Raw genomic sequence first — 13,491 nt, forward strand, 5'->3', positions numbered from 1 at the left:
GCGTCGCGGTCGTGCCGCGCTTCGTCTCCGGGCGCGCCGCGCGCGCCCGCGCCCACCCCCCCCGCGCCCCCGCGCCCCCGCCCCCCCGCGCGGGGCCCCCCCCCCCCCCCGCGTCAGGGTGTGCAGGACCGCGTTGCCGTGGCGGAGGGTCGCGATGAGCCCGGCCTCGCGCAGCACGCCCGCGTGCTGGCTGGCCGAGGCCAGGGACACCCCGGCCCTGCGGGCCAGTTCGCTGGTCGTCCCGCCGTCCCCGATGGCGTGCAGGACGGCCGAGCGGGTCTGGCCGACGAGCTTGGCCAGCGAGGAGCCGCCCGGCGCGCGGACGGTCGGCGTCTCGCCGTGCGTGACGGGGTAGACGAGGACCGGCGGCAGCGCGGGGTCGCGCAGCACCACCGGGGTCCCCCGGCAGAAGAACGAGGGCTGGAGCAGCAGCCCCCGCCCGTCGAGGTGGACGTCCCGGTCGACCGGGTAGTCGGCCTCCAGGACGGGCGCGCGCCAGCGCAGCATCGGCGGCAGTGAGGCGAGCAGCTCCTCGGCCCCGCCGTCCAGGAGGGCCCGGCCGCGGCGGGCCCGGTCGGCCTCGACGCGGGCCCGGATGTGCGGCCAGTAGGGCTCGACCGCGGCCCGGTGGTAGCTGCGCAGGGCGCCCGTGAGCCGGTCGAAGGGCTCCGCGCCGCCGTCCGCGAGGGCGCGCAGCGAGTGGGGCACGGTCCGGCCGCCGGAGCGGTCGGCGGCGAGCAGCGAGAGCTCGCCGCGCAGCCGTCCCCGCTCGGTGGCGCGGATGGCCTGGAGGCCCTCGTCGAGCCCGTGGACGCCTTCCGCGGGCGTCAGGAAGTCGGGAAAATAGCCACGGCTGGGAACGAGCGCGGCGAGCAGCCGGGTCTCACCGCCGAGCCGCATCCGGGCGTCGGCACGCCATTCTCCGTAGACGACGGGTCCGCGCCGGTCCCTTAAACGGTGAAAGCTCAGAATCGTTTCCCACAGAACGTCCGGCCGGGCGGCCGTCCGCACCCCCGCCAAGTCGGTTCCGGTGAAATGAATCCGCAGCATGAAGGTCCCCACCTGTGCACTCGCAACCACCCCCGACGTCGAGTATGCACAGCATCACAGCACGTTACCAGGGTGTTTCAGCCACAGTTGAAAGGCATCGCGGCAATCGGGGCGGAACCGAAAAGCTGTACGGGTCGGGCAGGAAACCTTCAGGACCGAGGTGACGTGGTGAAGACCGTGGGGGGCTTTGCCCGTCCGGCGGCGGTCGGCGAGGTTGCGGCTCACCTGCCCGGCATCGGTAAAGGGCGCGGCCTCCGGGTGGGGATCCGGGGGTCGCGCCCGCTCCGTTCTTTGCGGCGATGAATCCAACAAGTTCAATGCCCAATAATTCAATCGGCCGCAATTGAACATTGACTCACATCAGCTCGACCAACAAACGAACAAAGAACGGGACGGACACCTCCGCACAAAGGTGTCCGTCCCGTCTCTTTTTGTGAATCCGGAGCCGCCGCCCGCCGGTGAGGGTGAGAGGTGACCGACGGCGGCCCCGGTGGCCGTGCATCCGCTGCTGAACCGGGGTTCAGGAGGGCCCGACCGCCGCTCCTGACCCCCGGTTCAGCAGGCCCGGAGGCTGCTCCTGACCCGCCGTTCAGCAGGCCCGGAGGCCGCTGCCGAACCGGGGTCCAGCAGGCTCAGCGGCTGTCGCTGCCCTTGGCCTCGGCCGCCGCGCGGCCCGCCTCCAGGCGCGCCACCGGGATCCGGAAGGGCGAGCAGGAGACGTAGTCGAGGCCGACCTCGTGGAAGAAGTGCACCGACTCCGGGTCACCGCCGTGCTCGCCGCAGACACCCAGCTTGATGTCGGGGCGGGTGGCGCGGCCGGCCTGGACGGCGCTGCGCACGAGCGCGCCGACACCGTCCTTGTCGATGGTCTCGAAGGGGCTGACGCCGAAGATGCCCTTCTCCAGGTACGCGGTGAAGAACGAGGCCTCCACGTCGTCGCGGGAGAAGCCCCACACCGTCTGCGTCAGGTCGTTGGTGCCGAAGGAGAAGAACTCCGCGGCCTCGGCGATCTGACCGGCGGTCACGGCGGCGCGCGGCAGCTCGATCATGGTGCCGAGGGCCAGCTTGAGATCGACGCCGGTCTGCGCCCGGACCTCGGCGATGACCTGCTCGGCCTCCTCGCGGACGATCTCCAGCTCCTGGACGGTGCCGACGAGCGGGATCATGATCTCGGCGCGCGGGTCGCCCTTGGCGTCGATGCGGTGGGCCGCGGCCTCCGCGATCGCCCGGACCTGCATGGTGAACAGGCCGGGGATGACCAGGCCGAGACGGACACCGCGCAGACCCAGCATCGGGTTCTGCTCGTGCAGCCGGTGCACGGCCTGGAGCAGGCGCAGGTCGTTCTCGTGCGGCTCCTTGCGGGACTCGGCGAGGGCGACGCGGACCGACAGCTCGGTGATGTCGGGCAGGAACTCGTGCAGCGGCGGGTCGAGCAGGCGGACCGTGACGGGCAGCCCGTCCATGGCCTCGAAGAGCTCGATGAAGTCCTGCTTCTGGAGCGGGAGCAGCGCCTTCAGCGACTCCTCGCGCTCGGCGTCCGTGTCGGCCAGGATGAGCCGCTCGACGTACTGGCGGCGCTCGCCGAGGAACATGTGCTCGGTGCGGCACAGGCCGATGCCCTGGGCGCCGAAGCGGCGGGCGCGGGAGGCGTCCTCGGCGTTGTCGGCGTTGGCGCGGACCCGGAGGCGGCGGACGCGGTCGGCGTAGGCCATGATCCGGTGCACGGCGCCGACGAGCTCGTCGGCGTCGTCGGCGCCGGCGTGCATGCGGCCCTCGAAGTACTCGACGACCGGGGACGGTACGACGGGTACCTCACCGAGGTAGACCTTGCCGGTGGAGCCGTCGATGGAGACGACGTCGCCCTCCTCGACGACCTGGCCGCCGGCCGTGGTCATCCGGCGGCGCTTGGTGTCGACCTCCAGCTCCTCGGCGCCGCAGACACAGGTCTTGCCCATGCCGCGGGCGACGACGGCGGCGTGCGAGGTCTTGCCGCCCCGGGAGGTGAGGATGCCCTCGGCGGCGATCATGCCGTCCAGGTCGTCCGGGTTGGTCTCGCGGCGGATCAGGATGACCTTCTCGCCGGAGCGGGACCACTTGACGGCCGTGTACGAGTCGAAGACGGCCTTGCCGACGGCCGCGCCCGGGGAGGCGGCGATGCCGCGTCCGATCTGCTCGACCTTGGCGTCCTCGTCGAACTTGGGGAACATCAGCTGGGCGAGCTGGGCGCCGGTGACGCGCTGGAGCGCCTCGGCCTCGTCGATCAGGCCCTGGTCCACGAGCTGCGTGGCGATGCGGAAGGCGGCACCGGCGGTGCGCTTGCCGACCCGGGTCTGGAGCATCCAGAGCTGGCCGCGCTCGATGGTGAACTCGATGTCGCAGAGATCCTTGTAGTGGGTCTCCAGCGTGTTCATGATGTGCATGAGCTGGTCGTACGACGTCTTGTCGATCGACTCGAGGTCGGCCAGCGGCACGGTGTTGCGGATGCCGGCGACGACGTCCTCGCCCTGCGCGTTCTGCAGGTAGTCGCCGTAGACGCCGGCGTGACCGGAGGCGGGGTCGCGGGTGAAGGCGACGCCGGTGCCGGAGTCCGGGCCGAGGTTGCCGAAGACCATCGAGCAGACGTTGACGGCGGTGCCGAGGTCGCCCGGGATGCGCTCCTGGCGGCGGTACAGCTTGGCGCGGTCGGTGTTCCAGGAGTTGAAGACGGCCTCGATGGCGAGGTCCATCTGCTCGCGCGGGTCCTGCGGGAAGTCGCGGCCGGTCGCGGCCTTCACGATCTTCTTGAAGTGCTTGACGACCTTCTTGAGGTCGGCGGCGTCCAGGTCGGTGTCGCTGGCGACCTTCTTCGCGTCCTTGGCCTCGTCGAGGGCCTCCTCGAAGAGCTCGCCGTCGACGCCGAGGACGGTCTTGCCGAACATCTGGATGAGCCGGCGGTACGAGTCCCACGCGAAGCGCTCGTTGTCGGCCTGGCGGGCGAGGCCGGCCACCGACTCGTCGGAGAGGCCGATGTTGAGGACGGTGTCCATCATGCCCGGCATGGAGAACTTGGCGCCCGAGCGGACCGAGACGAGAAGCGGGTCGTCGGCCTGGCCGAGCTTCTTGCCCATCTGCTGCTCGAGGGCGTCGAGGTGCGCGCTGACCTCGTCGCGGAGCGCGACGGGCTCCGAGCCGCTCTCGAGGTAGACCTTGCACGCCTCGGTGGTGATCGTGAAGCCCGGAGGCACCGGGAGGCCGAGGTTGGTCATCTCGGCGAGGTTGGCGCCCTTGCCACCGAGCAGGTCCTTCAGGTCCCTGTTGCCCTCGGTGAAGTCGTAGACGAACTTCTGATCATTGTTTTCCGACACGGGTCCCGACTCCTCGATGACTCGGTTGGCTGCCCTGACGGCGAGGAACATACCCAGATCGAAGGCTTCTGGGGAGGTACGCCTACCGGTCACACGGTCTTAACCACCCGTCCGCCAGCACTTCGAAAGTTACCGAGCCGAAGATTCCGATTTCACGGCCCGAAGGCCGCTTGACCCAATCCAGCGCCAATCCGCTCACATGAGCGCCCAATCGAGCACTTGCGTTCAACTCTTGAACACAAAAGGGGTGGCACTCAGTGCCACCCCTTCAGGCTGTGCAGCCACCCGTAACATGCTCATCTGAGCACCACCCCCCTCAAGGGTGGCGAGGATCACTCCCCCGGAAGGGCTGAATCTCAGCCGCCGGACGTGTCCAGCTCGGCGTCCTCACTGACCCCGGAGCAGTCGTAGGGGTCCTTCAACCAGCCGTCCGGCAGGACAACTCGGTTGTTTCCGGACGTACGACCCCGGGGGCCGTCCGCGCCCACCGGCCACGGCTGGTCCAGGTCGAGCTCGCTCAACTGAGCGCGCAGCTCGTCCAGGGAGGAGGTGATGGCGAGCTTCTTGCGCATCTCCGAGCCCACCGCGAAGCCCTTCAGGTACCAGGCGACGTGCTTGCGGAAGTCGATGACACCGCGTGCCTCGTCGCCGAGCCACTCGCCGAGCAGCCGCGCGTGCCGCACCATCGCGTCCGCGACCACGCGCAGACCCGGCTGGGCGTACTCCCCGGTGCCCTCGAAGCCCGCCACGAGGTCCCCGAAGAGCCAGGGGCGGCCGAGGCAGCCACGGCCCACGACGACGCCGTCGCAGCCCGTCTCGCGCATCATCCGCAGCGCGTCGTCGGCCGACCAGATGTCGCCGTTGCCGAGCACCGGGATCTCCGGCACGTGCTCCTTGAGCCGCGCGATCGCGTCCCAGTCGGCCGTGCCGCCGTAGTGCTGGGCGGCGGTCCTGCCGTGCAGGGCGATGGCGGTGACACCCTCCTCCACGGCGATCCGGCCCGCGTCGAGGAAGGTGATGTGGTCGTCGTCGATGCCCTTGCGCATCTTCATCGTGACCGGCAGGTCGCCGGCGTTGCCCACGGCCTCGTTCAGGATCGCCCGCAGCAGCGGCCGCTTGTACGGCAGGGCGGAGCCGCCGCCCTTCCGGGTGACCTTGGGGACCGGGCAGCCGAAGTTCAGGTCGATGTGGTCGGCGAGGTCCTCGTCCACGATCATCCGCACGGCCTTGCCGACCGTCACGGGGTCCACGCCGTACAGCTGGATCGAGCGCGGCTGCTCCGTCGCGTCGAAGCGGATGAGCTGCATCGTCTTCTCGTTGCGCTCGACCAGGGCGCGCGTCGTGATCATCTCGCTCACGAACAGCCCCTTGCCGCCGCTGAACTCACGGCAGAGGGTACGGAAGGGGGCGTTGGTGATGCCGGCCATGGGGGCGAGCACCACCGGCGGCTGCACGATGTGCGGCCCGATGGCGAGTGGGGTGAACGCGGTCATTCGGCCATTGTCCCGCACTGCGGAGTTTCTTAGACAGCCATACGATCCGCACATGCCAGAGCTCACACGCGGCCGCCGCCTCGTCGTCCTCGCGATCTGCTGCATGAGCCTGCTGATCGTCAGTCTGGACAACACGGCGCTGAACGTCGCCCTGCCCGCCATGCGCGAGGACCTCGGCGCCACCGTCGCCGGCATGCAGTGGACGATCGACGCCTACACCCTGGTCCTCGCCTCCCTGCTGATGCTCGCGGGCTCCACCGCCGACCGGATCGGCCGCCGCAAGGTCTTCGTCACCGGCCTGGCCGTCTTCGCGCTGGGTTCGCTGCTCTGCTCCCTCGCGCCGAACCTGGAGACCCTGATCGCCTTCCGGGCGGTCCAGGCCGTGGGCGGGTCGATGCTGAACCCGGTCGCCATGTCGATCATCACCAACACCTTCACGGAGCCGGCCGCACGCGCGCGTGCCATCGGGGTCTGGGGCGGGGTCGTCGGCGTCTCCATGGCCGCGGGGCCGCTGGTGGGCGGTGTGCTGGTGCAGTCGGTCGGCTGGCGGTCGATCTTCTGGGTGAACCTCCCGGTCGCCCTCGTCGCCCTGCTCCTCACCCTGCGGTACGTCCCCGAGTCGCGGGCGCCCCGGCCCCGGCGCCCCGACCCGGTCGGGCAGCTCCTGGTGACGGCGCTCCTCGCCTCGCTCACGTACGCGATCATCGAGACCGACCCGCTCTTCGCCGGGTTCGCCGCCGTCGCGCTCGCCGGCCTCCTCTTCTACGAGCCCCGGCGCCGCGAGCCCCTCATCGACCTGCGGTTCTTCCGCAGCGCGCCGTTCAGCGGGGCCACCGTCATCGCGGTCTGCGCGTTCGCCTCGCTCGGCGGCTTCCTCTTCCTGAACACGCTCTACCTCCAGGACGTGCGCGGGCTCTCCCCGCTCGACGCCGGGCTCTGGATGCTGCCGATGGCCGGCATGACCTTCGTCTTCGCGCCGCTGTCGGGGCGCCTCACGGCGGCGCGCGGGCCGCGTCCCTCGCTGCTGCTCGCGGGGGCGGCGATGACGGCGGGGCCGCTGCTCTTCGCGGCCTTCTCGGCCGAGACGAGCGACGCCCTGCTCCTCACCGGGTACGTGGTCTTCGGCATCGGCTTCGGCCTGGTGAACGCCCCGATCACGAACACCGCCGTCTCCGGGATGCCCCGGGCGCAGGCCGGGGTGGCGGCGGCGGTGGCCTCGACGAGCCGCCAGGTGGGGCAGACGCTGGGCGTCGCGGTGATCGGCACGGTCCTGGCGGCGGGGGTCGGCGCCGTGCCGGACGCGGACGCGTTCGTGGCGGCGGCCCGGCCCGGCTACTGGATCATCACGGGCTGCGGGTTCGCCGTGCTGGTGGTCGGGGCGCTGACGAGCGGGGCGTGGGCGCGGCGCACGGCGGAGCGCACGGCGCGGTGCCTGACGCCGGAGGAGGACCGGGAGGGGCCTCAGGCCACGGCGAGGGCCGCCGCCTCCTGAGCCTCGCGCTCCCGGACCACCAGGTCGAGGAGGCGGGCGACGCCGGCCTGGGTGGCGTCGTCCACGGGGACGTACGTGACGAGGTGGGTCCCGGCGTTCGGGCCGAGCCAGAGGTTGGTGTGCTCGAAGCTCAGCAGCCCCACGCGCGCGTTGCGGATGACCTTCACGCGGCCGCCGGGGGCGACCACCTCGTGCCGGGCCCAGATCTCCCGGAACTCGGGCGAGGCCTCTTCGAGGCGCCGTACGAGCTCCTTCCAGGCGGGCTCGGCGAGGTGCTCGGCCATGGCGGCGCGGAGCTTCCCGGCGAGCGCGCGCGTGACCTCGGGCAGGTCGGTGACCGCGGCCCGGAAGTCCTCGTTCGTGAAGGCCAGCCAGAGGGAGTTGCGGTCCTCGCGGGGCAGCGCGTCGAGGTCGCAGAAGAGCTTCCCGAAGGTGCGGTTGTGGGCGAGGAAGTCGTACCGGCTGTTCTGGATCGCGGCGGGCACGGGCTCCAGCTGGTCGAGCAGCCGGCGCAGGGTGGGCGTGACGGCGGCGCAGGGCGCCTCGGGGTGCGGGTCGGCGGCCCCGGCGAGGGCGAAGAGGTGACTGCGCTCGGTCGGATCGAGCAGCAGGGCTGCGGCGAGGGCGTCGAGGACCTGCGGGGAGACCTGGATGTCGCGGGCCTGTTCGAGCCAGGTGTACCAGGTGACGCCCACGGCGGAGAGGTGCGCGACCTCCTCGCGGCGCAGTCCGGGGGTGCGGCGGCGCCTGCCCCTCGGCAGTCCGACCTGCTCGGGGGTGATGCGCTCGCGGCGGCTGCGCAGGAAGGCGGCGAGCTCGTGCCGCCGCACGTCCTGCTCGGTCCGCGCCTCGGTTCCGCTGATCGCCATGACGGTCATGCCTCCAGGGTGCCGGGGTGGTCAGCCCGTTTCCAGGTAGTGGTTGTACCAGGATAAGGACACTCTGGTACCAGGCTGAGCGGAGGCGGAGGCTCGGTCCCGTGACTACGACCTCCCCTTCCGTCCGTACGGCGGCCCCGGCCGGCCGCCGGGCCCCCGCGCTCGGCGCCCTCGGCCTGTTCACCGTCCTGCTCGGGGCCGCGCTGCCCCTCATCGACTTCTTCATCGTCAACGTCGCCCTGCCGTCCATCGACCACGACCTGGCCGCGGGCCCGGCGCTCCTGGAGCTGGTGGTCGCCGGGTACGGCCTGTCGTACTCGGTGCTGCTCGTCCTCGGCGGGCGGCTCGGCGACCTCTTCGGCCGCCGGCGGCTCTTCCTCGCGGGCATGGCCGCCTTCGGCGTGACCTCGCTCGCCTGCGGCCTCGCCCCGGACGCCTGGACCCTGGTGGCGGCCCGGGTGGCGCAGGGCGCCGCGGCGGCGCTGATGCTGCCGCAGGTCCTCGCGACCATCCACGCCTCGACCGAGGGGCCGCGCCGGGCGCGGGCACTCAGCCTGTACGGGGCGACCGCCGGTCTCGCGATGGCGGGCGGCCAGATCCTCGGCGGGGTCCTCGTGACCGCCGACATCGCGGGCACCGGCTGGCGCGCGGTGTTCCTGGTGAACGTGCCGGTGGCGGTGGCCGGTCTGGTCCTCGCCCGGCGGACCGTGCCGGAGACCCGTTCGGACCGGCCGGCGCCGGTGGACGTGCCGGGCACGGTGCTCCTCGGCCTGGCGCTGCTCACCCTGCTCGCCCCGCTGACGGAGGGCCGGGCGGCGGGCTGGCCGCTGTGGACCTGGGTGTCGCTCGCGGTGTTCCCGTTCGCGGCCGGGGCCTTCTGGTGGGTGGAGCGGCGGGCGGACCGCCGGGGCGCGACCCCGCTGGTCCCGCCGAGCCTGCTGGCCCTGGTGCCGCTGCGGCGCGGGCTCGTGGTGGTGCTGCCGCTGTCGCTGGGCTTCAGCGGCTTCATGTTCGTGATCGCGGTGGCGCTCCAGCAGGGCCTGTCGATGGGCGCGGTGGCCTCGGGCCTGGCGCTGGTGCCGATGGCGCTGGCGTTCTTCGGGGCCTCGCTGGCGGGGCCGCGTCTGGTGCGGCGCTGGGGCACCCGGGTGGTGCCGGTGGGGGCGCTGCTCCAGGGGCTCGGGATCGCCGCGATCGCCTGGTCGGTGGGGCACGACTGGCAGGGGCTCTCCGTCTGGGACCTGGTGCCGGGCATGGCGGTGGCGGGTCTCGGTCAGGGGCTCCAGCTGCCGGTGCTGTTCCGGGTGGTGCTCTCCGAGGTGCCGTCGGAGCGGGCGGGCGTGGGCAGCGGCGTCATGGTGACCACGCAGCAGTCGGCGCTGACGCTGGGCGTGGCGACGCTGGGCTCGCTGTTCCTGTCGCTGGCCGCCACCCCGGCCGACATGGGTGCGGCGCTGCGGACGACGCTGCTGGTCCAGCTGGGCGTGGTGGCGGTGACGCTGCTGCTGAGTCTGCGGCTCCCCCGCACGGTGAAGTGAACCCCGACCCCGAAAGCCCGAAACGAAAGATGGAGTGACAGATATTGAAATCTGTCATCGCACATGCCATGGTTGTTCCATGACCACCACAGCGAACACCCCCTTCCCCACCCGTCGCCTCGGCACCACCGGCCCCGCCGTCTCCGCGCTCGGCCTCGGCTGCATGGGCATGTCCGCGCTGTACGGCGAGAGCGACCGCGCCGAGTCGGTCGCGACGATCCACGCCGCCCTGGACGCCGGCGTCACCCTGCTCGACACCGGCGACTTCTACGGCATGGGCCACAACGAGCTGCTCATCAACGAGGCGCTGCGGACCGCCCCCGCCGCCGCCCGCGAGCGGGCGCTGACCAGCGTGAAGTTCGGCGCCCTGCGGACGGTGGAGGGCGGCTTCACCGGCTACGACGGCCGCCCGGCCGCCGTGAAGAACTTCGCGGCGTACTCGCTCCAGCGCCTGGGCACGGACCACATCGACATCTACCGGATCGCCCGCGTCGACCCGGACGTGCCGATCGAGGAGACCGTCGGCGCCATCGCCGAGCTGGTCGAGGCCGGGCATGTGCGGCACATCGGCCTGTCCGAGGTCGGCGCGGACACCCTGCGCCGGGCCGCCGCCGTCGCCCCGATCGCTGACCTCCAGATCGAGTACAGCCTCATCTCCCGGTCCATCGAGGAGAAGATCCTGCCGGCCGCACGCGAGCTGGGCATCGGCGTCACGGCGTACGGCGTGCTCTCCCGCGGCCTGATCAGCGGCCACTTCACCCGGGACCGGCAGCTCGGCCCCGGCGACTTCCGCGGGATGTCCCCGCGCTTCCAGGGCGAGAACCTCGGCCGGAACCTGGACCTGGTCGACCGGCTGCGCGAGGTCGCCGAGGCCAAGGGCGTGACGGTCGCCCAGACCGCGATCGCCTGGGTCCTCGGCCAGGGGGACGACATCGTCCCGCTGATCGGCGCCCGGCGCCGGGACCGCCTGACGGAGGCGCTCGGCGCCCTGGACGTCACGCTCGACGCCGCCGACCTGGCCGCGATCGAGGAGGCCGTCCCGGCGGGCGCGGCCTCCGGCGAGCGCTACCCGGCGGCACAGATGGCCCACCTGGACAGCGAGCACTGACCACGTCACGCTGCGTTGTCAGTGGCGTGCCCTAGGTTGATGGCACCAGCGGGAGAGGGTGTTTCATGCTGACGGGTCGTAGGTACCGGCTTGAGCTGACAGTCGAGCAGACCGCGCAATGCGAGGAGTTCGCAAACGTGTGCCGAGCGGTGTGGAACACCGGCCTGGAGCAGCGCCGTGAGTACCGGCGTCGCGGCGCGTGGATGAATTACGCCCCGCAGTGCAAGGAGCTGGCCGAGGCCAAACGCGAGCACGTGTGGCTCAGGGTGGCGCCGTCGCACATTCTCCAGCAGACGCTGAAAGATCTGGACCGGGCGTGCCGGGAGCATGGCACGTTCAAGGTGCGGTGGCGGTCGCGGGTCCGATGGTCGCCGTCATTCCGGTTCCCCGACGCCCAGCAGATCCAGGTGGAGCGGCAACGACATGCCATGCCGGGCAGCGCCGTGGGGATCGACCGTGGCGTGAAGTTCGCGGCCGTCACCAGCGACGGTGATTTCCACGACCGCGCGTTCATCCGGCCCGGCGAGGCCGAGCGGTACCGGCGCCTGCAGCAGCAGCTCTCACGCACTCACCGAGGGAGCGCCAACCGGGCCAAGACCCGCGCCCGCATGAACAAGATCATGGGCCGGGTCACCGATCGGCGCGGGGACTTCTGTGCACAGACCGCCGGCCGCATCGTGCGGAAGAACGCGCTCGTCGTCCTCGAAGACCTGCGGATCAAGAACATGTCCGCCTCCGCGTCAGGCACCCTCGCCGAGCCCGGCCGCCAGGTCCGACAGAAAGCCGGGCTGAACCGGGCCATTCTCGACAAGGGATGGCACCGCCTCGAACGCGCCCTCACCAGCGCCGCCCGGTACACCGGCACGTCGGTGGTGAAGGTCGATCCCGCCTACACGTCGCAGAGGTGCTCCGCCTGTGGCTTCGTCACCGAAGGCAACCGCGAGAGCCAGGCGGTCTTCGCGTGCAAGGCCCCGGGCTGCGGCCACCGCGAGCACGCCGACGTGAACGCGGGGAAGAACATCAAGGCCGCAGGACTTGCGGCCTCAGCCTGTGGAGACCTCGGCACTGGCCGGTCCGTGAAGCAGGAACCTGTAAGCCGGGCGACCGGCCGAACCCCCCAGAGGGGAATCCACGCCCTTCAGGGCATGGAGGACGTCAAAGGTACTGTCATTCCATGGCCGCCACCGAGACCCTGACCGCAGAGCGCATCCTCGAAGCCACCGAGGAGGTGCTGCGGCGCTACGGCCCGGCGAAGGCGACCGTGGTCGACGTGGCCCGGGTGCTCGGCGTCAGCCACGGCAGCGTGTACCGCCACTTCCGCACGAAGGCGGCGCTGCGCGAGGCGGTCACCGAGCGGTGGCTGGAGCGGACGATCGTCGCCCTCGTGCCGTACGTCGAGGCCGGGGGCCCGGCGGACGAGCGGCTGACCGGCTGGCTCACGGCCCTCTTCGGCCTGAAGCGGAAGAAGGCGGGCGGCGACCCGGAGCTGATGGCCACCTTCCAGGTGCTGATCGGCGAGAACAGCGCGGTGGTCGACCGGCACGAGGAGCATCTGGTCGAGCAGATCGAGAGCATCCTCGCGGACGGTCACCGCGAGGGCCTGTTCGCGGCGCCGGAGCGGGACTTCGCGACCACGGCCCGCGCGGTCTTCCACGCCACGGACCGCTTCCACAACCCGGCGCACGCCGCCGAGTGGGCGGCCCCGGACGCCGAGGAGGCGTTCACGGCGGTGGTCTCCCTGGTGCAGCGGGGGCTGCGGGCCTGAGCCGTCCGCCACTTGAAGATCATTTGGCTTGGAATTTCCCCTTCCCTGTCCGGTGCATGACTAGCGTGCTCCCGCACCGCGACCGTAAGCACCTCCAGGGGGAACCATGTCCACACCCGCCAGGCCCGCCCGTTCAGGCGGTTCCTCCGCCATCGGCTGGGTCCTCACCATCGGCCTCAACGTCGTCGCGCCGATCCTCACCTACAACACGCTGACGGACGACCACGGCTGGTCCGAGTTCTCCGCACTGCTCCTGAGCAGCGCGTGGCCGGTCCTCGACACCGCGATCATGGTCGCCTGGCGCCGCAAGATCGACGAGTTCGCGATGGTCACCCTGGTCTTCCTGGTGATCACGGCCGTGGTCTCGCTGGTCGGTCCGCACACCGCCCGCGCGCTCCTCGTCAAGGACTCGTCGGTGACGGGGCTCTTCGGCCTGCTCTGCCTGGGGACGCTGCTCGCGCCGCGCCCGCTGATGTTCTACTTCGGCCGGAAGTTCGCGACCGACGGCACCCCGGCCTCCACGGCCTGGTGGAACGGCATGTGGGAGTTCGAGGGCTTCCGCTCCACCATGCGCACGATGACGCTGGTGTGGGGCGTGGCGTACGTGACCGAGGCGCTGGTCCGCATCGCGCTCACGTACGCCCTCGACACCAGGACCATGGTCACGCTCAGCCCGGTCATGATCTACGGCGTCCTCGGCGCCCTCGGCGTGTGGACGGCCTGGTTCGGCAAGCGACGCGCGGCGGAGGGGGCCCGCCGCCAGGCCGAGGCGGAGGCCGCGGCCGCCGCGGGCGCCGCGACGGCCTGACGGCACGGGAAAGCC

Annotated in this window: 10 protein-coding genes; 6 read left to right on the forward strand and 4 right to left on the reverse strand. The window is 71.5% G+C overall.

The genetic code is table 11. The annotated features are described in order from the left end of the window. The 3 genes from ACFV2S_RS03060 to dusB all read right to left on the reverse strand — a co-directional run. On the reverse strand, positions 1-1,050 hold a 1,050-nt coding region (locus tag ACFV2S_RS03060), incomplete at its 3' end, for a helix-turn-helix domain-containing protein (RefSeq protein WP_385553723.1). 632 nt (positions 1,051-1,682) lie between these two features. Further along, a complete protein-coding gene (gene ppdK, locus ACFV2S_RS03065; protein WP_385553725.1) occupies positions 1,683-4,394 on the reverse strand; it encodes a pyruvate, phosphate dikinase in 2,712 nt (903 codons plus the stop codon). 356 nt (positions 4,395-4,750) lie between these two features. Then, a complete protein-coding gene (dusB, locus tag ACFV2S_RS03070) occupies positions 4,751-5,887 on the reverse strand; it encodes a tRNA dihydrouridine synthase DusB (RefSeq protein WP_383788229.1) in 1,137 nt (378 codons plus the stop codon). A 52-nt stretch (positions 5,888-5,939) separates the two neighbouring features. Between dusB and ACFV2S_RS03075 the strand changes: the two genes are divergently transcribed. Then, positions 5,940-7,379 carry an MFS transporter gene (locus ACFV2S_RS03075; RefSeq protein ID WP_385553727.1) on the forward strand — a complete coding sequence of 480 codons (1,440 nt, stop codon included), beginning with the start codon at positions 5,940-5,942 and terminating at the stop codon, positions 7,377-7,379. Here the strand turns inward: ACFV2S_RS03075 and ACFV2S_RS03080 are convergent. After that, a complete protein-coding gene (locus tag ACFV2S_RS03080) occupies positions 7,349-8,257 on the reverse strand; it encodes a helix-turn-helix domain-containing protein (RefSeq protein WP_383788236.1) in 909 nt (302 codons plus the stop codon). The two genes, ACFV2S_RS03075 and ACFV2S_RS03080, sit on opposite strands and share 31 nt — an antisense overlap. Positions 8,258-8,358: 101 nt before the next feature. Between ACFV2S_RS03080 and ACFV2S_RS03085 the strand changes: the two genes are divergently transcribed. The 5 genes from ACFV2S_RS03085 to ACFV2S_RS03105 all read left to right on the forward strand — a co-directional run bounded on the left by ACFV2S_RS03085 (position 8,359) and on the right by ACFV2S_RS03105 (position 13,476). Further along, positions 8,359-9,795, forward strand: a complete 1,437-nt coding sequence (locus ACFV2S_RS03085) for an MFS transporter (RefSeq protein ID WP_385553730.1) — start codon at positions 8,359-8,361, stop codon at positions 9,793-9,795. A 79-nt stretch (positions 9,796-9,874) separates the two neighbouring features. Beyond that, on the forward strand, positions 9,875-10,903 hold the full coding sequence (locus ACFV2S_RS03090) for an aldo/keto reductase (RefSeq protein ID WP_385553732.1): 1,029 nt from the start codon (positions 9,875-9,877) through the stop codon (positions 10,901-10,903). A 65-nt stretch (positions 10,904-10,968) separates the two neighbouring features. Continuing rightward, positions 10,969-12,099, forward strand: a complete 1,131-nt coding sequence (locus ACFV2S_RS03095; protein WP_385553734.1) for an RNA-guided endonuclease InsQ/TnpB family protein — start codon at positions 10,969-10,971, stop codon at positions 12,097-12,099. Further along, positions 12,078-12,668, forward strand: a complete 591-nt coding sequence (locus ACFV2S_RS03100) for a TetR family transcriptional regulator (protein WP_385553736.1) — start codon at positions 12,078-12,080, stop codon at positions 12,666-12,668. The genes ACFV2S_RS03095 and ACFV2S_RS03100 overlap by 22 nt, the downstream gene beginning before the upstream one ends. Before the next feature lie 106 nt (positions 12,669-12,774). Then, entirely contained in the window at positions 12,775-13,476 is a 702-nt protein-coding gene (locus tag ACFV2S_RS03105; protein WP_385553738.1) for a VC0807 family protein, read from the forward strand. Positions 13,477-13,491: the final 15 nt, after the last annotated feature.

This window comes from Streptomyces sp. NPDC059695, assembly GCF_042733785.1.
In the GTDB taxonomy this organism is placed as follows: Bacteria; Actinomycetota; Actinomycetes; order Streptomycetales; family Streptomycetaceae; genus Streptomyces.